The sequence below is a fragment of the Winogradskyella schleiferi genome, from assembly GCF_013394655.1.
In the GTDB taxonomy this organism is placed as follows: domain Bacteria; phylum Bacteroidota; class Bacteroidia; order Flavobacteriales; family Flavobacteriaceae; genus Winogradskyella; species Winogradskyella schleiferi.
The window spans coordinates 3176324-3198759 of sequence record NZ_CP053351.1 but is presented as its reverse complement, the minus strand read 5'-3'; the positions used below and the strand labels follow the sequence as shown (position 1 = coordinate 3198759).

The window sequence follows — 22436 nt, the reverse complement described above, 5'->3', positions numbered from 1 at the left end:
GAATGAACAACAGAAAATTAGACATACCAGAAGTACAGCAGATTCCGCAGTTTATGAAAATTATGGATGATTTAAGCGTTGGAAATAATCCGTATTTGGTAGGAAGCGCCGGAACAGGAAAAACAACCATTGGAGAAAAGGTCGCTTACGCTATAAAAGGTCGCGCAGAAAACGATGGGCAAGAATTGCCATTTACTATTGTGAACTGCAATCAATGGACATCGCCTATTGACATTAAAGGTGGACAGACTATTTCTGGTTACAAAGAAGGTGCGCTTATTGAAGCTTGGCGTGATGGCAAGGTTTTAATCCTGGACGAAATGCCAAAGCTGGATGCCAATACCGCAGGATTATTAAACGATGCGTTAGCAAAAAGCGCTCGTGAAGATGCTATCATTTTTAATGGAAATAATGAGCCAATCAAAAAACATAGAAACTTTGGTTGTATTGCTACTGGTAACGTTATTGGTAAAGGTGCAAGCGGAAACTATGTTGGAAACAATAAGCAAGATGCGTCCTTATTGGATCGTTTTAGTGGTTGTATTTACCGTATAGGTTTTAATGAAACCTTGGAGCGCCAACTCGTTTATCCAGCTGTAGTGGATATCTGTTTGACTATTCGTAAATCTATTTTGAAATATGAAGGAAAAGAAGCTGGCGATGACGATACTGAAGACATTATGACACTTCGTACAATGCTCAACTTTGAACGTGCCTACGAGCTTGAAATGAAGCGAGAAACTGGAATGAAAGATGAGTTTGGCAAGACCTATCGAAAGATGCCCAACGGTAAAACCCTAAAGGATTCTCTACACAGCTACTTCATAGCTATGACGAAGGAAAAAGCAGAACACATTAAGACGGAAATCAATCTTGAAGGTTTTTTAAATTCTTATAAAAGTAGCGGAATGAAGCAGGCTTTTATTGTTGAGTTTAAAAGGCGGATTGGATGATGGACATCAACCTTCATCTAATTAAATTGATTTACAAAACTAAGTACTTCTTCAACAAATATTTTTAATTCTTAATATTTCCTAAATAACTTATTGCGCTTAATTCTTTTATTCTCGATTTAAAAAGTTTCTTTGCAATCAAATAGTTGATTGTAAATGAAGGAAGTAAAACAATTTTTAAACAACATCAATAATGAAGAGCCAATAGAAAGGTTTTGGTCAAGTTATAATGATTTTTGTAATAATATAGAAATATTTACAATTACTGAATTGTTGGATTTATTACCTAGATTGACTGCTAGATTACAAAAAGAAAATCAAAGTAAGCACTTATTTCAAAAAGGGATAGAAAGAGTATCCTCCACTAATAAATCTTTTGGAAATGACTTTTACAACATTATTGTTAAGTCTGGAAAAAATCTCGAATTACTCAGTGATATTGTTGCGGGATTATCTGTTTCTGATAAAGACTCAGCAATTTTAATAGTAAAAGACTTAATCGCAAGCGATGAACAAATAAATATTGTGCAAGCTATTTCTTCTGTTGCTCGATTTGAATTAGACAAATCTGGTTTTGAAGACTTAAAAGAATATCTAATTGATACTTTTTCAAAGTATATCAATGAAGGTAGATCTATTGAAATATTAACAGCTATTCTCTTCGTTTATAGAGTACATAGGAAGCACTTTTTGAAACTCAATAGTGATGTTCTAATAGTTACAAAACGAGAGGAAAAGGAGATAAAAAGTTATCTGATTGATATCATTCACTACAGCGTAGATATTAATACTGAGCAAGAATTTTATTTAACGATTTTAGACTCTTTGGTAACATTTGATGCTTCCCAATTAGGCTATCATAGTATGTTCGGCTATATGCTCAGTAATTTAGTTGACAAAAACTTAGTTATTGTCAAAAACTACATAAATCAATGGATTGTTCAAGATGACCACTATAATAAGATAAAAGTATTTGAATCTGTCTTCAGTAAAATATATGATCAACACCCAGTAGAATTTCAAATCCTAATCACGGAATGGTTAAACGAAGATAATCACAAATATCAACTAGCGATGTTCAATGTGATACGAGAAATGAGCTTCGCTAGTAATTCAACTTTTGAACTATCACCATCATTATTAGCAACATATAATGTTAATGATATTGAATATATAACTCAAAAAATTGTGGGGTATGTTTATGATAGAAAAGTGTCTAGAGTTATGCTATTCTCTATACTCAAGTATAGATATCAAAATAAAGATATCACTCAACTTGTAGGCAGATTATTTGTAGACTATCTGATTTTTAATTACTACTCTACTATTGATTATCTAAAAGACCAAAACAAAAGTGCCGACAGAAAACTTAAAAAGATTATTTCAGATATTATTTCTGAAGGTGAACGCTATTACAAAGCATATTCTGACTTAGATATTCTTAAAGAATTTCAGCCATCTACAGAGCGACTTAGGTATATGGATAAAATTCAGAATAAAAAAATGAATAAAATGCGCGATGAGAGTGACAAAACCGACAATTCATTTTTAAGTATGGTTACTACTCTTCAGTTTAGAACTGGTAAAAAAGCATTCGGAAAATTCAATGGTCAGTATAGTCAAGAGATGGAACCGAAATTATTCTCTGTTAGTGAAGAATTGCCTCGTGGAGAATACATTGACCCTGTTGCGCAAAGTATTTTGCGATTAGAAGGACAAAATTTTATAAGAAGAAGATGAGATTTATACTAAGTGAATACATTACACTTCTTAAAGAAGATGGCGAGTTGGATACCTTAATCACAGATCTACTTGTAGGAATGAAAATAACACCTATATCTATACCTCAGAGAGGTAGACAACACGGTGTAGATATCGCAGCTGTTGGTATTGATCCCGATGATGGTAAGAAAAAAATGTTTTTGTTTGTTGTAAAACAAAAAAATCTAACACGCTCTAACTGGGATAGTGGTGTAAATTCTGTAAGACAAAGTCTAAATGAAGTAATAGATGTTTACATACGCACAATGCTGGATAAAAGGTATAAAAAACTACCCATAAAAATCATAGTAGCGACCAACGGAGAGATAATGCAAAGCGTACTAATCAATTGGAAAAATTATGTAGATGAGCACACTAAAAAGAAGAGAAGCTATGAATTCTGGGGAACAGGAGAGTTAGCTGGTAAACTAGATAAATATCTTAGTAATGAAAAACTATTCCCTGCTGAATATCAATCTTATTTGAGAAAAACACTTGCTTTCCTTGATTTACCGGATTATAATTACACTCATTTCTATCAGCTGATTGAGGAGATTTTAAACAAACCTGAAAAGCAGAAACAGAAAATCTTGAAGAGATTACGACTAGTTAGATTGTGCACAGGCATTATCTTTAAGTGGTCAGAAGACATCAACAACTTAAGACCAGCCCTTATAGCCAGTGAAAGATCTTTACTGTTAACCTGGGATTGGATATCTAAACATAAGCATACCGAAAAGAACTATGTAAAGGCTGAGTTTTATACTTTATTTCAATTAAAAAGAAAGATAGGAGTTCTCTATTTCAATAAGACAGTTAATCACTACCAGACACAGCATAGTCTTTATAGGTATGGAAGAAATCGTATAGAATACAGTTTAAATACTTGGGAAGAATTAGGATTGATTTCCATAATTGGATTAGGCGAAATCCAAGAGTGGAATTTTTATGCTCAACTCAATAATAAAGAAAATGTTGATATCTATTCTAAAAGCGCTATAAATATTTCGAATGCTTTGGTCTCTTTTATTTTTAATAATCCGCCTTTAAATTACCCAGAGTATGACGAACACTCTATCGAAATTTCACTAGCACTTCAATTGTTGTGTCAAACAGGAAATTCAAAATGGGCTCTAAAGTGGATGAACAACGTTACTGTTGGCTTTTATAATAGCTACAAAACGCATAAGTTTTTCCCATTATTCAGAACAAATTTTGATAAACTTGTAGATATTCATAATGGGGATGATTTGTCAGAAGTGGACTCTACAATGATACTGCCAATTATAGCGGAATACGCACTTTTGATAAATGACGATCAACTTTATCAAGACGTAAGAACTCTGATAAACGACACTTTTCCTAAAGTCAACCTTCAGCTATGGTTTGCAACAGAGGACACAGAGGAATGTTTCTGTAGAACAAATTATAGCGCACAAAAAGGAAAGCTAAAGCACTCCATAACGCTCTATGAAAATATGAAGGATTACGAAAAAGAAATTATAGAAGAAATCGATTTATTTATAAAAGAAGTGACTTTTGAGGTTTATAAAACAGGTTTCAATTTCCTACCGCATCTAGCAAGTCGACACTTCAGGGCACAACCATTTCCTGCATTCTGGCGATTACCTATTAAAAGAAGTTATGAATTAAATCAAAACAAGTAAATATAAAAACGAGATCAATAGACCTTGATGACCTTTTAAATTCTTACAAACGTCGCGGTATGAAACAAACTTTTTATTATTTAGTCTAAAAGGAAGGTTGGGTAAATCCTACTTTCCATCAAAGACGGCAAAATAAATATAAGATATTGGACTGTTTTTTTCAGTATAGTCTTTAGAGCTGTAGATATAATATCTACCTAATTCTAAACCATAAAAGTTTTCGAAAGTATCTTTAGCCTCCTCATCCATAAGTTCAAAAATGCTTTTGTTATAATTAAAGAAACCATCTACTTCAGGAAGAGTTTCAACATCGAACTGATGGTAAAAACTTGGTCCATTATTTTTTAAATCGTATAAATTCTTGTAAAGTGTAAATTGAATTTTTGTCATAATTGTTTTTTCAGTAAAGTTACGAGAATAGGTTCCCTGAAAAAAAAGTATTAAAATTTTTGTGACATTACACGTCCCAAACTACAATTCCACACCGTAACTCACACCACCTCAAAAATTACTTTTATGAGCATACGTGAGCGCACCAAAACAACATACCCTTAAAAGTCCTAATGGCAAATACAACTATCTATTATTTGATAGTGTCTTTGCTTTCAATGCTTTTGTAGATGATGAGACTAAAAATCTATCATCTGCAAATCAGTCGCGTTGGAATTTTATTGAAGAAAGTACCGATAGTCAGCTACAAAGTGGAACGGATTGGTACGGCACACCAACACCTAAAACAGTTAAGGAGCTTAACGAACATCGTACCTTTTTAGGGATGTCACTTGTCGCTAAAATTCAGCCAAAAATCAAGGAGAAACTCATACATTATTTGCAGTATATCAACGATTCTGTAATGCCAAAACCAAAGATGGCTTACAATGATCGTGGTCTTGGCGTGTTCTCTTTCGAGCGTGCTGCGATGGGAATGTATCAACAGTTTCCTATTAATACGACTTCGCCACTCAACACCTCTGTAAGTCAGATGAATATTGAGTTAGGAAACAAGAAAGTGCTCACTTCGGTGAAGAGTGTATTTGCCTATTTCAAGGACAAGCAAATGTCGTATCCATCGCTTCAATTGTACATTATGGCTGGTGCAAATGCCCACGTAAAGGGTAACGATTTGCTTTATGTAGGTCTCGCCTGTGCAGAGCTTGTAGAGTTTATGGAACTGCGTGGCATTTCGGTTGAAGTGAATGTGATGTTGGGCACTTCTTTCAATAACCAGGTCACGATGGGTTGTGTGCGCGTAAAACGCTTTCAGGATAAACTGGATAAAAACCAATTGCTATTGATGAGTAGTGATCCACGTTATTTCAGGTTTCGTGGTTTTAAATCTTTGGTGACGATGAGTAACTATTTCGGTCTCACGATTCCTTCTGGTTTGGGAACTATTTCGGCTAGTATGGGTGCCGCTTTCGCGAAAGCGATAAACCCTAAAGGCTTCGTTTTTGAACAAAGTTATTCGATGGATTCGGCAGTAAAAGAGGTCTCACAAATCATTACCAATTATAAAAATCAGTTGCAGCCAAATGGATAAGAAAACCTTAAAGCAAAGCGTCATTCACAAGATAATGGACAGAGCGATTGAGATCAATAAAGCTTGTAAAGAACGATGTACAGATTTTCAGATTATGCTTTCGCGAAAGCGTAAAAACACACTCATCCTGCGATGGACGACCATTGATATTTCAAATGAAGATAATCCTGTGCAATGCTATCGATACGAGTGTTTTAAAACCGATGGAACGTCGCAGTTGTGTTCTATTCACTATGCAGACCAGGAAGAAGCTAATGACTTTATCTGGTCGCTGGAACCGCTGTACCATCAACAATATGCCATAGATCATAAATTATAGAAAATGTATAAAACAAAGAATATAACCAAGGATGCGCTCAAGGCGTTGAAGATTAAAAACCAAGATGAAATTGTAGATCTCACTGGTAGTAAACTTGATCCTGTAAAGGCTTGGGAAGTAATTAAATCAACTTCTGAAGATTTTAGCAAGTCTGACGTAAAAGCCCAAGAAGCAGATGTGCTTTTATATGAGATGCTGCATCCTAAAATGCAACAGAAAGATAAACGTAGCGATGCTAAAGAAATCATACGCCTTCAAGAAAAAGAACGTGCCAGAGCGTTAGAATTACTGGAACTAGAATTATTAATCGCAGCTTAAAAATAAACGATGACCATACAACAATTACAAGCGCTCGATATGAGCAACGTGCAACCTGAAGCATTACAAACTGCTGTTCAGGACATAATGGATGACTACAAAGAAACCAATGATAAAAAGGCTTTTGAAGAGATTGCCAAAGAAAATATTGAAAAGGTTTTTCTGTTAGTGGAACGTCTTGCTCCTAATGCTATAAAAGCTGAGAAAGCGGAAAAGAAGGAATCTAAAGAGACGTCTAAAAAGGAATCTGCTGAGTCTAAAAAGGATGCTCCAAAAAAAAACAAAGCACCTACTAAAACCGTTAAGAAAGAACTGGATAGTTTGAGTAAAGACATCAAGGCGTGTCGGTTAAAAATCAAACGTTTCAACGAAGAAAAGCGCAAGAATGAGTCTAAGAAGCCTAAGCCGATGCGCCACACCAAAATCAAGAATCATTTTATTGCGATTGCTAATTTGATTCCGCCAGCGCATAAGGATAATGTGAAGATGCAGAAAGAAGCCGAGAAGATTCTGCTGCGAGCGCACAGAGGGATAATGAATACCTACGGAATCAACTTTGTACGTGCCGAAGCTGGCGAAAAAGACATTAAAGCCAAGTATGATAAAATGGAAGAAAAAGCCACCAAATAACTATGAATAAAAAAGTATTAATCATTACAGGCGCTGGACTCGCAATAGGTTTTGCCGAAGCGCTTATCTATTACAATTTAGGTAAGAATGACCCATCGAAGGAGTTCAAACTACAAATACCAAAAGGTGCTGAACTTTTAAAGACAACCGGTATCATCATCGTGACCTCTCTGGCGACAGCAGCGCTATCTAATGTTTTAGAAAATGCTATTGCAGATAAACAGGAACTCATCCCAATAATAACATAAGATTATGAAGAAAATAGAACATCAGGTTTTCCTGAAGAATAACAAGTTGGATAAGAAATTGCTATTACAACCCATTCAAGAAAAAATAGAAATTTTTGATAGAATGTATAAACTGCTTGGAACGGTTTCAGATTGTGAAAAAGGGAGTTTATACGAACAGCTTGAGGAACTGGATTTAGAAATCCTTGAAGACATAGATGAAGAATATGCCGATAAACTAGAGTTCAATGAAATTGAAGATGCACTAGAAGAACAACCAGAACTTGAAAAAATAGCACTTAAAAAGGAAGCTGCAAAACCTGCTAACGACGAGGCTATTTTAGAGGAGTTAGTAAGAATGGGACGTGTCCGAAATATTGCTGGTTCGACATTTCGAGATTTGGGTGTAAAAACTCAGTTGGGTTGGAATACTGTAATTGGAAAATATCGTGTGGTAAGGACTAGTGTTTTTAGGTATCGGTATGAGGTGGAGCGGATATAAGGTAATGGTGTGTTCAATAAAAACCTCTGTTCAGTGACAATGAACAGAGGTTTTTATTGAACATTTATCTCTAACGTTCTGAGTCCACATTGAACCACGGTTTGCCTTTTCCTATGGCAAGATCCTCTGCGAAGAACCGATTTCCCAATCCCTCTAGTGGTATATATGTAACTTGAATTCGCTTTCGTATAAAATCCAATCCAAGGATACTAGGTTGGATATTGCCACTAAGTAAATGCTCAATGCCGCTTCTTAATTGACAGGAAGTTGTCCGTTTATAAGGACTTGTTTTGTCTTCTGGAACTACCCAAGTAAAAGTCTTTAGTTTTAGATGTTGCGATAATCTGCTCCTAAACGTAGTCGTTTTACCAATATAAAGTAATATGTGTTTTTCATTCACATTCCAATCCCAAGTAAATTTGTAAGATTTGTTGCCTGGTCCTTTTATTTCTAAAGAACGATTAAGTGTTTCTACAATACCATCATTATTCGTTAACCAAAATGCATAAAGACCCAATTCATTTTCTGGAATATTAGAGTATCTTATTTTATTCCCGTTAAAAATAACGTAGTGAGATAACGGCTTTGAAGTGTTAAAATCTAATAATTGATCTACAACTGCATCGATTAAATTCTCATTCATAGGCTAGATTATTTTTTTACACCGCTCACATATATCCATCATTTGAGCATTTTTAGGAAATTTACATAAACACGCAGGGTAGCGATATCTTGTTGTTTTGAATATTAAAATTTTTATTTTTTCTTGAAACTTCATCGAATTAGAAGATTCGTTATAATAACAACTCAGGTTGACGAGATTAATTTGTTTAATTGATTCTTGTAATCATTCAATTCCATATTCATCTCTATTTTTTTATTGAATTGCTTACTCTTTTTTATTTGTGATTCTAGTTTTTCTATTGAAGTGGTTAATTCTTTTATCTTGCTTTGATATTCAATCATTTCAGTAATAGAAGCAAATCTTTTTTCATTACCGCTAATTAAGGAACAAAAGTCTTGATACGTAGCGTCAATACACCCTTTTAATTGAAGAGAAAATATACACTTTTCTTTATTTATCCAGTGTGAATAGAAAACCCAATCTATTACTGAATTATCTGGGTTGATAGGATGTGGATGTTTTTTTGCTGAACGAATTAGAACTTCTTCTTCAAAATTGAGAATAAAAATTATGTGATAAGGAATAGACTTATCTATCAAATCTAACAAGTTATTAATGGGTTGTTTTTCTTTTAAAATAATTTCAAACAACTGAATTTCTTTAATATCATCTCCAGATAGATTTACTGTTTCTTGAGAAATTTTGTGTTTCCAAGTGATCTTGGAAACATAGTTAGTAAAGTCTTTCTTCTGCCTTGAATTTGCATATTCATCAAAAGAATTTTTAGGAATATTCCTGTTTACTAGAGTAGACTGAGGTAATTTATATATTTCCAACTATTTGATAATTAAAAATGAAACTAAACTAAAATCTTCAATTCCTTTGATTTTATCCTTTAGAGCAGTTGTTCCGCCTGACCTAAATAAACTTTGTACATCTTTTTCTTTTTCGGTTTTTAATATGCTTGCAATGCTATCTTTTAAAAGCAGAGAATAATCATCCATTTTAGAATAATCATTGGTCTCCAGTGATAGTTTTTTACATAAGTCTAAAAGAGGTTCTTCTTTACCTTTGGAAAGCATACGCATTGCATCTAATATCTTTTTTGACTCAATATGGCCTAATAAAACCTCGTTGTTTTCGGTCATATAAACAAGATAAAAAGGATGCAGCCTGTTGAGCTTATCAATATTAACACTTGTATTAATGTTCTTAAGAACGAAAATTACACCAGGCTCCAAATTTTGACTAGACTCAACAACTGCGTGTAAACCTTCTGGAACATTTTTCAACTGACCATATCGCTTGATTAGATTTGACAAATCAACTCTAAAGTCATTTAGACCTAAATCTGTGATACTTACGCCTTCTCTCAAATCTTCAAGATCTATAACTTCTTCTTTAAGTTTTTCGAGCTGAATTTTTCTATACTCTAAATCCTTTTCATCTACGTTTAATATGTTGTCATCTCCTGTGCTCGCCATATTACTGATGAGCATCTTGTTTTCTACACGCTGTTTTAAATTGATATAGGAATCTAGCGTTACGTCTGGCCAGAAATTAACCATTGTAATACTATCATTTTTTGAACCTATCCTGTCGATTCTACCAAATCGCTGTATAATTCTAACAGGATTCCAATGGATGTCATAATTTACTAAGTAATCACAATCCTGTAAGTTCTGACCTTCGGAAATACAATCTGTAGCAATTAAGATATCTATAGAATCTTTTATAGACGGATATAGTTGTTCTTTGTCTTTAGAAATAGGAGAAAAGCAACTTAACATCGTGTTCAACTGGTTAGGTATATCTTTAGTAGTTGACATGCGTTTAGAACCAGTTATAAGAGCCGTGTTTAAACCAAAAGATTTTTTGAGATGTTTTCCTAAATGCGTGTAGAGATAGTTTGCGGTATCTGCGAAGGCAGTAAAAATAATTACCTTTTTATTATTTTCATTTTTAGGGTTCTCTATTTTTTCTTCTATCCTTTTTCTAAGCGATTGAAGTTTTAAATCTTTTTTGCCCTTTAACTCAGAAACCGAAGTGTGCAGACTTTCCAGAATAAATAAATCCTCACTTAAATCTTCACTCCATCTTGCTGTGTCAATATCTGCAACGTGAACTTTAATCTTTTTACCGATAACACTTTCTTCATCTCCCCAGTTTGCTTCCCAATCAAACTCCTCATTTTCAATTTTAGCCTGAATACCAGAATATGCCTCATCTTTTCCGTTTTCTATAGCCTTGAGTGCTTTTTTAATTTGCTTTATAACACCATCCAGAGTAATTCTAAAAGAATCAACAGAGCTTTCTAAACGCTTCAATAAATTGATGCGCATTAAAATTTGCAAACTCTTTTCGCGATCCATTTGTGTGAGTCGTCCGCCTTTTACTGTCTTATCATAAAGGTCAGCATAAAATTGAAGCTTGCTTGGCAGTATGTAGTTTAAAGGCGAATAGATAGACAGGTTTAAAAGTGTGAGCTTTTCGGCAATTTCAGTGTATGTGACAGATCCGTCATCCGTAAGTGGACTTTGAATAGATATTGGCTTATCTCTCTTCGGGAACTCTCCAATATCAGTAGTGTCATAATATGTTGTTATATGCTTACGAGATCTTGCTATTGTTAATGAATCTAGAATTTCAAAGAAATCAAAATCCAGCATACCTAATAGCTTCTCAGTTGTTCTTTCTTCTGTACTGTATTTAGACCATACATTGAAAGCTTGTTGTGCTCTTCTGAAAATAATATCAATTCCTTTGTCTGTATTCAGCTTATCATCAATTTGGGAAGCCTCTCCTTCATAAGCCAGCGCTAGCTGGTTTCTTAAATCGTTAAATCTATTATTCACTGGCGTTGCAGAAAGCATCATTACTTTGGTCTCAATGCCTTCTTGAATTACTTTTCGTAATAGTTTTTGATATCTGTTCTCTTTTCCAACTACAGTATTGTTATTTCTAAAATTATGTGACTCATCTATAACAATAAGCCCATAATTACCCCAATTAACACTTTCTAGATTACGTCCATTACTCATTCCTCGATCGCGCGACAAGTCAGTATGAAAGAGTACATCATATCCAAAACGGTCTGCTGATAGAATATTGTTTTTATCGTTATGTCTAAAAGTATTCCAGTTGGCTTCTAGTTTCTTAGGACATAGAACCAGTACATCCTTATTTCGCATTTCATAATACTTGATAACGCCAAGTGCTGAAAAGGTTTTACCTAATCCTACACTATCTGCGAGAATACATCCTTTGTATTTTTCAAGTTTATTAATTGCTCCAATGACTGCATCTTTCTGAAAATTATACAGTTTACTCCAAATGACAGAATGCTTAAATCCAATCTGGTCATTAGGTAGGTTGTCCATTGAAATATCATCAAGGAAATCATTGAAAATATTATAGAGTGTTATGAAGTAGATGAACTCTGGACTATTTTCTTTAAAAGCGTTTTCAAAATATTCTTGTACCTGAGAGGTTACATCTTTTAAGTCCTCTTCGTTTTCCCATATCTGATTAAAGTATTCCAGATATGCACTACTTTGAGGGAATTCAGATTTTTGAATAAGGGTAGGAAATCCTTTTTTATGTGTAATTCCTAAGTCGGACGAAGTAAAGCTGCTTAGCCCAGAGTATGCTGCGCCATCTGAAGCTCCATTATCTAAATGTATCATTCCATTAATAGCGTTACCGCTATCTATGTTAGATTTGAATGTCACTTTATCTTTTACCCACTTAGAACATTCTCGTGCAATAGCTCTCTGATTCAGTTCACTTTTTAATCGAAGCTCAAAATCTCCACCACATAAATCTGCCTCTTGAAAAATATGAGGAATATAGAACTGACGAGCGTGTTTCTTGAATTTTTCTTCTATAAAAGTAGGAGTGCTAAAAATGAAACGCATTTCATCAATACGACCTAATTCTTTTTTTAGAGCTTCATAAGCATAGATGGAAAAGGAGCTTGCAGCAATACTTAATTTACTTCCCTTTCTTATTTCTTGCTTCAAGTCTTCCCCTAGACGATAGTTTACGTTATCTATTAATTTCATAAATTATTTCCAATCATATTTAGTCCTACCGCATCCTCCACATCTAATTTCCTTAGTTACTGTATCTAGATTCCTAAAAGAAACTGCCCGTTTGGTACAATCTTCTTCTTGACAATAAAATAATCTTTCCATTTCTTGTACATCAGACCAAAACGCTTTTAAATCTCCTAACTTGGGATTGAATGGGTTATCGTGAGAAAGCAAATTCCCTAAAATGGATGAGCTAGCAACTCTCTCAATAATTGGAAATTGATCTATTAAACCAGCACTTTTTTTTGCCTTTGCCCTAGACTTGAGTTCATTAATTAATTCGTCGGGCATTCTTTTTTCATTTACCTCATTGGGTCTATAACTAACCTTAACATCAAGATTTATACATATTTCTTTTAATGAAGATTCCAAGTATTGTCTTATTGGGTTTCCAAGACTATCTATATCAGATGCTGCCAACTTGGCTTCGATTCTAGCTTTCAAATCCCCTTTCGACTCTTCAAAGTGAGTCCCTTTATCTTCAGTCCATTTTATTTCGTTGACCAACCAGTTTTTTCTTTTTGCAAGTGGTTTTACAAAGTTTCTAAACCATTCCTCTTCGTGCGTCAATAATATGATTTGCCTATCAGAAAATTTTTCAAATAGTAGCTCGGCAAATCGTTTTCTGTGGTTGGAATCAAAACTGGAGATTACATCATCTAAAACAATGAATTCGTTAATATCATTAAAAGCATCAACTGAAGCTAAAAAGAATGATATTCCAAAACAATTAAGATGTGATTCACTAAAGTATTTTTGAGGAGGCGAAACCCAATTTCCGTTGTATTTATACTCAATGGTGATTCCATTCAATTCGTCTTCTTCTCCCATCGTTACTATCTTAATTTCCTGAAAAGGCTCGTCAGGATTCATATATTGATAGTACTCATTAATTTTAGCAGAAAATGTGTCTATAAAATTTTCTAAACCTTCCTTTTGAACCTTTACAAACTCATTGTACACGATAGATAACGATGCACTTTGATTGTCTAATATAGCTCTTTCCTTCTCGTATAATTTTATCTTTTGGAAGGCGTCCTTTGCGGCAGATATATTGGAATAAATTTCTGTTACGTTATCCTTCTTGATGGTTTCTTTTAGCTTTTTAATTCTAGTAGCGAGGTCATCTAAGAACAAAAAATCAGACACTCCAAACGCGATATTTTTAGAATCTGCGATTTTGTCTCCAGAAGATGCTCTTACTTTGCTAGCTGCTTGCAAAAGCTTTATCTTACTAGAAATCGCATCTATATTCTTTTTAAGCTTTTCATTTTCGAGCGTTTTAAAAAGTGGTTCAGACAAGAGATTATCTAGTCTTCTAATTCTTTCTGTAGATACAGTTTGAACAAGTTCTTGAGCGTCCTTGAATACTTTTAGTTTTTTCTCGGCTTCTTTTGCCTCCTCAAGTCGTTCTGCTATCTCCTTCAATAAATCATTCCGATCTTTTTCCTCAAGGCATAAAGGGCAAGAATCTTTTTTATGAAACTTATTTAATATCGTAGTTCCAGACTTTAAAAGCTCTGCAACGTATATTTTCATTATGCCTTCTACATCTGCTGCAATCTTTTGAAATTCTGAATAATACGTATCGTACTCGTTGTTTATACTGATAACTTCTGCTTGCAACCCAGAAATTGAAGTCTGGACTTTTTCTAAAAAAACATTTTCTTTTACTAGCTTCTCGTTTGTCGCAGTTTTTAGATGCTTTAGTAACGCATCTAAGTCGTCCATACTGTTGACTTCCAACTTCAGTTTCAGGGAAGCAATTTTTGCTTTTACAACTTTAAATAAGTCTTCTTCCTTACTTACAACTGCTTCTATTTTATCAATAAGCGTTTTTTTCTCTGAACCTATTAAACCTTCAAAATTCTGCTTTTTGATTTCTGTTTTAACTGATGTGAAAGCTTTTCTCAAAACCTCCTTTTTTTTGGTTACTTCAGAAAAACCTATGATATCTGAAAGATATTTTAATTTATCACCTTTAGTGTCATCGACAAATTTGTTAAGGCTTTTATACCTCAATAACAAATTCTCTTCCTTAGATTGAACGAGGTAGTCTCTTATAGGATCTGTTTTTACAGTAAAATCTTGGTCTAGCGAACCTCTCTTGTTGAATAAGGTTTTTGCAGTATTATAATCAGATTTACCTTTAAAAATAAGTCCTACTTCAGACACAAAATCATCATCAACTGTAATGTTTCTTAGGGCATCTTTTAAATCAATCTCAGTTCCTTTAAGGTGGTCAACTCTATTAGTATAGAACCATTCAATAGCATCAGATATGCTACTTTTTCCCATACCATTGTCTCCGTACAGTACAATGGATTTACCATTTAATTCAAGAGAAATAGAATCCTTGACACCTCGAATCCCTTTTATGTCGATTTGTTTAAGCTTCATCTTTATTCCTTTCTTGAATTCGTAATTGCTCTAGTTCATTCTTTATCCTAGCCTCAGTGAGTGTTCCCTCACTATAAAGATCTGATATTAGTTTTGAAATATTAGGATCAACACCTTCAATAGATTCAATGGTGGCGAAGAAATCATCGAGAATTTCTTGACCTGACTTTACCTTATTACTCATAGGTTACTATTTAAAATATTCCCAGTCTATTTTAAAACTGGTAATCAATTCGTTTTTTAATATTTCGTATCCTGTTTTGTTGTTACAAATAGGGTACACTCCATATTTATCTACAAAATCAAGCAAAAAATAACTTTCTAAATCTTCAACTCTGAAATCCCAAATGCTGCGCAACATTTCAAAATTGATATAAGTGAAAAAAAGCGGTTCAACTGCTCTATAACTAGATAGCCCAACGTTTTTCGATTTGCCGTCATAATGGCCAATAAGTCTGCTACCTATACTATTTGTCTTTTTCTCACTCATCCCAATGTAGAGTAACTTAGAAACATCAAACGGATAGTTAATATCTATGGATTTACTAAAAATGAAGTACAGTCCCGCAATACCATTGAGCGGTCTTATATTCTCAGGAACAAAATCCTTTGGACTGTCAAAATAAATAGTTACTTCATTTGCCATATACTACCTTAATTCTATAATTTCTAACAATTTATCATAGCTACTCACTCTATCAAAAGTCACTTCTTTGTCACTTATTTCATTAAAATGTACCTTCGCACAATGAATTTTTAAGCGTTCAATCTCCCTTAAATCTTGGTCTGAATCTGATCCTTTTGTTTCTGCAACAAAATATATCTCACGTACTTTTTCCTTATCAAAAACGATAGCCCAGTCTGGACTGTAGTTTGCTACTGGCGTTGTGATGTAAAAGCTCTTGGGTAATTTTGCATACACAGTAACTTCAGTGCTATTTTCTAGCGCAGCTGCAAATCGTGTTTCTACACCAGAATCTGTAGTTAGATAATCGTAGATATGCTTAGTAAGTGGATCTGACTGACGCATACTGTACTTATCGTTAGTAAATACTGTTTTAGAATCGTGGCGCTCTTCGGTTTTATGATAGACGATATTATTGATAATCATACTTGCTTTCACCTCATTTATGAGCTTCCCACATTTTGCGATAAACTCTTCTGGATTCTTTCTAACCAGCACAAATTTTTCTTGTTTTATAGATTTTAGAATGGCTACAACTGTTTTTCTAGTAAGATTTGTAGCGTTTACTATTTCACCCACAATGTCATAAACTGTGTCCGTATAAATATTTGTTTTAATTCGATTATTCTCGCTATTAATTTCCTTAAACAAAGTTCCTTCTTTCATATCGGCCATAGAGCCGTCTTCTAGTTCTCCTGTCTTAACTTGGTAAATGCGGTCTGCGATATGTAAGTCTGCATTAATTTTAATAGTGCTATCTGTAATGAGCTTCTCACTATTAAATTGAACCTCGTAAATAGTTTTGAGATTAATTTTGTTCCACAGTTCCTGGAATTCTTTTTTCTTAAAGTTCTTATTGGTTCGCACCACAATAGTTTCTCTGTCGTTTTCGGGCATTAAAGCCTCGCCTGTATAGACTGCTTTTAATAATTGTGTTACGCTTTCGCGAAAGCTTTCTAACGCTTCAGGCAATGGGACTTTACCTTGTTCTATAAGTTCTCGTCCTTCCTTAGTGATTTTATCGTCGTCATCAAGAATGTCATTCTTGTAAAGAAATTTATTGAGTTGTTTTGCTTCTAAATCATCTATTCTATGTTCATCTCCTTTTTCATTTTTCACCACTTTACCTAGGAAGTATTCCACTTCGGCTTTTTGTGGTCTTCCTTTTAAAGTTGCTGCAATTTCTGATTGTAACCCTTTCGCGAAAGCTTCATAACTCTCTGATGCGATTACGGTTAATTTATTGATATCGTGTACTTGCTCGCCCACGGTATCAAAATCTTGACGTATTCCATTTTTATTAACGCATAAACGCATACCACGTCCTACTTCTTGACGACGTCTTATTGTGGCATCACTATGTTTTAATGCACAAATTTGAAATACATTAGGGTTATCCCATCCTTCCTTTAAAGCAGAATGCGAGAATAAAAAACGTGTAGGTTCTTCAAAACTAAGCAGGCGCTCTTTGTCTTTCATTATAAGATCGTATGCCGAAATATCATCTGAGTCTTCCTTGCCACGTTTTACCGTAGGATCTACAAACTTTTTCTTTTTATCAATAGAGAAATAGCCATCGTGTACATCCTCAGCATTATCTCGTTTAAGATAAGCACCAAAGGTTCCTGGCATATAACCTTTATGAACTGCACTAGGATTGGTGTCTTTTAAATAATCGTTGTATTCCTGATTAAAAAGATCTAAAAACTCACTACGCGCATTATTATATTCTTCTTCAAAGATTTGAGCATATTCTCCTAAAAGCTGCTCGCCTTCATCATCATAGACACGGTATTTGTCTACAGAATCTATAAAGAACAGTGACAATACTTTTATGCCACTCCCAAAAAGGGCTTTCTCCTTTTGTAAGTGCGAGTAAATGGTTTCTCTTATTTGAATACGTCTAAAATCTTTTTCGTCCAGATCGCCTACAGCGTCTCCAGCATAAATATCTTCTCCATTTACTACAATCTTATTAAAATAACCGTCTACTTCTTGAATGACACAGTTTTTATACTGTGGCATATCTCCAGAGAGCTCATATAAGTTGGCCCCTTTTTCTAATTTTTTACGCACTCTTTTTACTGCTGTACCACTGCGTTGTTCATATTCTACGAGTGCTACAGGCGGTTTAGAATTACTCAATGAGATTTGTTCTACATAGATATATCCAGTAGTTCCTGTAGAGCCTTTTAAGTTGATTCCTTTTACCTGAATTTTCTTTACCAGTTTTTTCTGGTATGCATCTAGCGCATCTAAGCGATATACTTTATTATACTCCACCTTATGAGTCGCAGAATACCTCAAGGTAAACAGCGGATTAAAATCCTGCATACTCTCTAACGTGCGCACACCATCTACAGATTGTGGCTCGTCTATGATGAGTATAGGATTAGTTTGCGCTATAATCTCGATAGGCTTTCTGGTTCCGAAATCATCCAGCTCTTGATAAATACGTCTTGCATCTTTACCACGCGCATTAAATGCTTGGGTATTAATAATCATAACGCTTATGCGATTATCTGACGCAAAGGTTTCTATATCTTGGGGACGACTAGAGTTGTAAATGAATGGCTTTATTTTATGGCCGAACTTCTCTTGAAAGTGTTCTTGAGTAACCTCAAAAGATTTGTAAACGCCTTCTCGTATGGCAATACTAGGTACTATGACTATAAACTTACTCCAGCCATATTTTGCGTGAAGCTCATACATTGTGCGTATGTAGGTGTAAGTTTTCCCAGTACCTGTCTCCATCTCTATAGTAAGATTGTACCCTAATTTTACTTTTTTAGGTCGTTCTATCTGCTCACTTTCTAGCAACTCATTACGTTGCTGTACCGCATTAATGTTTTTAAGCATCTGCGATTCTGTAATTTGTATAGTGCTGTTACGATAGCCTATGGCTTCATCCAGTTCTGACTCTAACTGCAGTGTCATTTCTGTACTACTGGCTTGTTTTGCCTTGCGCAGGAGCTCCTTACTTTTTTCTAATGTAAATGTATTTGTCTTGAGAGCTTGACCTTCAAAACAATCTACCACTGCTTTTACAGCGTTTACCTGAAACTGTTGTTCTTTAAATTGTAATTTCATTATGCTGTTATAAGGTCTAAAATTCGTTTTCCTGCTGCGGTTATTTTATAGCGTTGGTTAGGATGTGTCATATTATCCGGGAACTCTATTTGTATCCATCCAAACTCAAATAATGGGTCTAAATATTTTTTACGATTCCCTGTTCGATTCGTTAAGCCTATGCTATCAAATAATTCGGTTCTTTTAGTCCATTGCTTTACTGCAGTAAGTATCGCAACAACTTCTGTATGAACTTGGTCATTAAGTATTTTAAGAGCTCCGTCTCGAGCTCCGTCCCGAGCTCCGTCTGTAAGATTTCTTAAATCAATAGAATCCTCACTATCACTAGCTTGAGCTCCGACACTAGCTCCGACACTAGCTTGGTCATTAACTTGGACAGTAGCTTCACCTTTAGCTTGGTTACTAACTTGGTTACTAACTTGGTTACTAAAAGCAATAATATCTTCTATTGTATTGAAAACAGGAACTTTAACTTGGTTAGTAGCTTCATTAGTAGTAGGAGTTTGTTCTTGGTCACGAGCTTGGTCATTTACTCGTGCAGGAAGTGTTACAAGCACATAACTTTCATCATCTGTTTCAAACGTAGGTGCAGGACTGCCATTTTCTTCCATTGCATTATATATAGAAGGAAAACCAGTTCCTCTACCTTCAGTAAGTCTTAACTCTTTTAGAAAATCACCTATGCGTCTATTTCTATAATCTCTGGCAACTATACGTTTTTTAGTTTCTAGTACTTTATTAGTAACAGGTGGTACTGGCGCAGGATAGCTTAATATTTCTATTTTGTCTTGCCATATCTGTACCTCGATAGGACTACCTATCTCATAGCTTTTATGATAGACCGCATTAGATAACGCTTCTTCAATAGCGGTATATGGGTAATTCTCAAAACGATCTGCCTCAGCTTTGTCTTTATGTTTTACAATTTGCTCACTTAAAATGTTGTTTTTTATAAAAGATAGCGCGTCACGTAACTGTACGTGCAATGGTCCATTAAAAATATGTTCTTTAAAAGACTTGCCTGTATCATCCTTATGAACCACAATTTCTATTTGGGTTCTCGGGAAAAAAGCTTCAGGTGTTTTAGAGAAGAAAAGCAATCCCACATTAACAGGACGTATCGCTTCGTCTGGACCTTTTGCAATGCGCATTGCACGCGCGACTTCTGTAAGTGACATACTTGTGCTCTCTGCATATAAGTCACTCTTAACTTCTTGTAAATACCCTTGTATGGTTGCAAGATCCAGATTATCTATACTCGCTTGATTATTAATACGATCATCAAAAGGAATACGCGCCGCAAGCTCTGTAAGTTGTACATCTAGTACACCTCTTGCGACAATACTGCGCGAACCTGAGCGTACATACCTATGGCGTTGCGCCTTACCACCTTGAGTAGATGGTGCCGTGTAAGGTCTGTTATCTCCCGCAGGACACCATAATACTAAAATGTGCTGCCCGTCTATAACATACGGTTGACTTATAGGGAAATAATTGGGTTGTAGCTGATGGGCTAACCTCACAATCTCACCTTGTATCTGGTCTAACTGATTTTGCTGTAAACCTGCAGGTGGCAACACAGGCTGTCCTGCATTTTCTGTAATACCGACTATAATGTAACCGCCACCCCAATTATTAATATCATTTGCAAATGCGCAAATAGTATGTACAATCTCTTCTGGATTCCAGCCTTGTTTAAACTCTAGGCGTTCCCATTCTACGGTTTGCCCGTGTACTAAGTCGTTTATGTTTATAGGTAACGCCATTTATAATACTTTCATTTCGGTATCTGGACTCAATTGTTTGAGTAGTTGTTTTACATTTTCTTTGGCGGTATCATTTTTAAAGCCACTGTCTTTAAATACAATGCGCAATGGTTTTTCTTGGGCTACCGCTTTCGCGAAAGCTTCATCTATACCAGTATCAAAACACGCATAGAGTGAGTTGCTCGCTACTTTAAATACGTGCTTGCCTTCAATGGTCACTTGCTCAATAGGTAAGGATAAAGGCAAGCCCCAATCTAGTAGTATTTGTACCAGTAAGTCGTCTGAGCTGCGGTCTGGTTTTACATTATCTGAGAACGCATCCAGCTGCCCTTGGTCATACTCCTGTGGTTTATAATACACATCTTGCATATTACTCTCATCAAGTCTGTAGACTCTAAAGCCGTAATCTATATTTGCTTTGGTTTTTTCTTTAATCTGTTTGGCTGCTCTGCGGATGCGCTCTTTCCCAATATCACAAATACTACGATATCCTTCCGAGTATGCTTTACCCTTTGTATCTATTGCCTCAGGTAATTGGACTTGAATAAACTTACGATTACCGTTATCATTTGAATTGATTGAAACTACAGAATGTGCCGACGTAGAAGATCCTGCAAAAAAATCTAGTACAATATGATTTTCTGAATTTTCGGTGGTTTGAGATATTAAAATTTCAATCAAATCTTTAGGCTTTGGAAAATCAAAATATTTGTCACCAAAAAGCTCATCAATATCCTGAGTGCCATTTCGTGTATAAATTCCTTCGCCAATCATCGATGTGAAATTTGGTAATTCTTTACTAACATCGGCTAGAAAAACTTTACGTCTAGGTCTACCATCAACATTTTCAGGCCATAAAATTCTTTTTTCTTCTATTAGCCTAGACATTGTTTTCTGATCATATCGCCAACCCATTTTAGGCTTATCATAAATAATCCCTGTCTCAGGATTCAATAATTCATAATGACAATTCGGACGTTGAGCTTCAGGTAATAGTCCAACCATATTTCCGCTAACCCATTTTCCTCTAGGATCTTTATCAGGATTCTTATATTGTTCTGTTTTTCTTTCTGTTCCCTTGAAAACTCTAACATCACTACTTCTAGAATAGACAAGGATATATTCGTGATCTGAAGAAAGACCATTAATATTTCTATTATCCTTGTTTTGACGACTTTTCCAAATTAATTGCCCTATGAAGTTCACATTTCCGAAAGTTTCATCACAAAGTTTTCTAAGGTTATCAACCTCATTATCATCAATGGAAATGAAAATCACGCCATCATCGGTTAGTAAATTTCGCGCAAGCTTTAATCTTGGGTACATCATTGTGAGCCAGTCACTATGGTATCGTCCTGAGCTTTCTGGATTGGGTACAAGACGTCTTCCATACTCATCACGTTGCCCACTTTCTTCTTCGTGCTCGGTTTTATCGCCCGTAAAATTATCTTTATAGACAAAGTCCTTACCTGTGTTATATGGTGGATCTATGTAAATCATTTTAATCTTACCCAAGTAGCTTTCTTGCAGCAGCTTTAATACTTCCAGATTATCACCTTCTATATACAGGTTTTCTGTATTGTCAAAGTCTACAGAGTCCTCACGTATAGGTCTTAGGGTTTTTGTAGTAGGTAAGTTTGCGGTTACAATGGCTTCACGTTTACCTGGCCATTCTAGGCGGTAGCGTTCTTTGTTACCTTCTATGATGTCGTGACTTAACTCTTGTTTTAAAAGGTCAAAGTCTATGGCTTTTCCTGTAGCACTTTCGGTCACACAGTTAGGGAATAGTTCTGCTAGTTTTTCAAAATTGGCGTTAACAAGGTCTGGGCTTGTCATATCTAGTTTTTCACTCATACCTG

Annotated in this window: 19 protein-coding genes; 9 read left to right on the top strand and 10 right to left on the bottom strand. The window is 35.0% G+C overall.

Annotated features, from left to right (window positions below; translation table 11 throughout):
- Positions 1 to 2 precede the first annotated feature (2 nt).
- From HM990_RS13905 to HM990_RS13895, 3 genes are all read left to right on the top strand, one after another.
- Positions 3 to 953, top strand: a complete 951-nt coding sequence (locus tag HM990_RS13905) for an AAA family ATPase (RefSeq protein ID WP_178989509.1) — start codon at positions 3 to 5, stop codon at positions 951 to 953.
- A 156-nt stretch (positions 954 to 1109) separates the two neighbouring features.
- On the top strand, positions 1110 to 2693 hold the full coding sequence (locus HM990_RS13900) for a hypothetical protein (RefSeq protein ID WP_178989508.1): 1584 nt from the start codon (positions 1110 to 1112) through the stop codon (positions 2691 to 2693).
- A complete protein-coding gene (locus HM990_RS13895) occupies positions 2690 to 4381 on the top strand; it encodes a hypothetical protein (protein WP_178989507.1) in 1692 nt (563 codons plus the stop codon). Before HM990_RS13900 ends, HM990_RS13895 begins: the two co-directional genes overlap by 4 nt.
- Positions 4382 to 4489: 108 nt before the next feature.
- Here HM990_RS13895 and HM990_RS13890 read toward each other — a convergent pair whose 3' ends face one another.
- Positions 4490 to 4771 (bottom strand): hypothetical protein, encoded by a 282-nt coding sequence (locus HM990_RS13890; protein ID WP_152556246.1) that lies wholly within the window; start codon positions 4769 to 4771, stop codon positions 4490 to 4492.
- 136 nt (positions 4772 to 4907) lie between these two features.
- Here HM990_RS13890 and HM990_RS13885 point away from each other — a divergent pair, with 136 nt between their 5' ends.
- The 6 genes from HM990_RS13885 to HM990_RS13860 are packed head-to-tail and all read left to right on the top strand — an operon-like array spanning position 4908 to position 7917.
- Complete coding sequence (locus HM990_RS13885; protein WP_178989506.1) at positions 4908 to 5921, top strand: DUF7192 family protein; 1014 nt, start codon at positions 4908 to 4910, stop codon at positions 5919 to 5921.
- Positions 5914 to 6240 (top strand): hypothetical protein, encoded by a 327-nt coding sequence (locus tag HM990_RS13880; RefSeq protein ID WP_042269993.1) that lies wholly within the window; start codon positions 5914 to 5916, stop codon positions 6238 to 6240. The genes HM990_RS13885 and HM990_RS13880 overlap by 8 nt, the downstream gene beginning before the upstream one ends.
- Before the next feature lie 3 nt (positions 6241 to 6243).
- Positions 6244 to 6558, top strand: a complete 315-nt coding sequence (locus tag HM990_RS13875) for a hypothetical protein (protein ID WP_178989505.1) — start codon at positions 6244 to 6246, stop codon at positions 6556 to 6558.
- Between the two features lie 9 nt (positions 6559 to 6567).
- A complete protein-coding gene (locus tag HM990_RS13870) occupies positions 6568 to 7188 on the top strand; it encodes a hypothetical protein (protein ID WP_178989504.1) in 621 nt (206 codons plus the stop codon).
- 2 nt (positions 7189 to 7190) lie between these two features.
- Positions 7191 to 7436, top strand: a complete 246-nt coding sequence (locus tag HM990_RS13865; protein ID WP_042269991.1) for a hypothetical protein — start codon at positions 7191 to 7193, stop codon at positions 7434 to 7436.
- A gap of 4 nt (positions 7437 to 7440) precedes the next feature.
- On the top strand, positions 7441 to 7917 hold the full coding sequence (locus tag HM990_RS13860) for a hypothetical protein (protein ID WP_042269989.1): 477 nt from the start codon (positions 7441 to 7443) through the stop codon (positions 7915 to 7917).
- 70 nt (positions 7918 to 7987) lie between these two features.
- Here the strand turns inward: HM990_RS13860 and HM990_RS13855 are convergent, their stop codons facing one another.
- The 9 genes from HM990_RS13855 to HM990_RS13815 form a co-directional block, all read right to left on the bottom strand.
- A complete protein-coding gene (locus tag HM990_RS13855; RefSeq protein ID WP_178989503.1) occupies positions 7988 to 8560 on the bottom strand; it encodes a GIY-YIG nuclease family protein in 573 nt (190 codons plus the stop codon).
- 164 nt (positions 8561 to 8724) lie between these two features.
- The gene (locus tag HM990_RS13850; RefSeq protein ID WP_178989502.1) at positions 8725 to 9378 is read right to left on the bottom strand and encodes a DUF4391 domain-containing protein; all 654 of its coding nucleotides are present in this window, start codon (positions 9376 to 9378) and stop codon (positions 8725 to 8727) included.
- Entirely contained in the window at positions 9379 to 12606 is a 3228-nt protein-coding gene (locus HM990_RS13845) for a helicase-related protein (protein ID WP_178989501.1), read from the bottom strand.
- A 3-nt stretch (positions 12607 to 12609) separates the two neighbouring features.
- Positions 12610 to 15036: an AAA family ATPase gene (locus HM990_RS13840; RefSeq protein WP_178989500.1), complete on the bottom strand. Its 2427-nt coding sequence runs from the start codon at positions 15034 to 15036 to the stop codon at positions 12610 to 12612.
- On the bottom strand, positions 15026 to 15220 hold the full coding sequence (locus tag HM990_RS13835; protein WP_178989499.1) for a hypothetical protein: 195 nt from the start codon (positions 15218 to 15220) through the stop codon (positions 15026 to 15028). The genes HM990_RS13840 and HM990_RS13835 overlap by 11 nt, the downstream gene beginning before the upstream one ends.
- Before the next feature lie 6 nt (positions 15221 to 15226).
- Positions 15227 to 15682, bottom strand: coding sequence for a hypothetical protein (locus tag HM990_RS13830; RefSeq protein WP_178989498.1), 456 nt, complete (start codon positions 15680 to 15682; stop codon positions 15227 to 15229).
- Positions 15683 to 15685: 3 nt separating this feature from the next.
- Positions 15686 to 18811, bottom strand: a complete 3126-nt coding sequence (locus tag HM990_RS13825; protein WP_178989497.1) for a type III restriction-modification system endonuclease — start codon at positions 18809 to 18811, stop codon at positions 15686 to 15688.
- Positions 18811 to 20577 carry an RNA-binding domain-containing protein gene (locus HM990_RS13820; protein ID WP_178989496.1) on the bottom strand — a complete coding sequence of 589 codons (1767 nt, stop codon included), beginning with the start codon at positions 20575 to 20577 and terminating at the stop codon, positions 18811 to 18813. The genes HM990_RS13825 and HM990_RS13820 overlap by 1 nt, the downstream gene beginning before the upstream one ends.
- A complete protein-coding gene (locus tag HM990_RS13815) occupies positions 20578 to 22431 on the bottom strand; it encodes a site-specific DNA-methyltransferase (RefSeq protein ID WP_178989495.1) in 1854 nt (617 codons plus the stop codon).
- Positions 22432 to 22436: the final 5 nt, after the last annotated feature.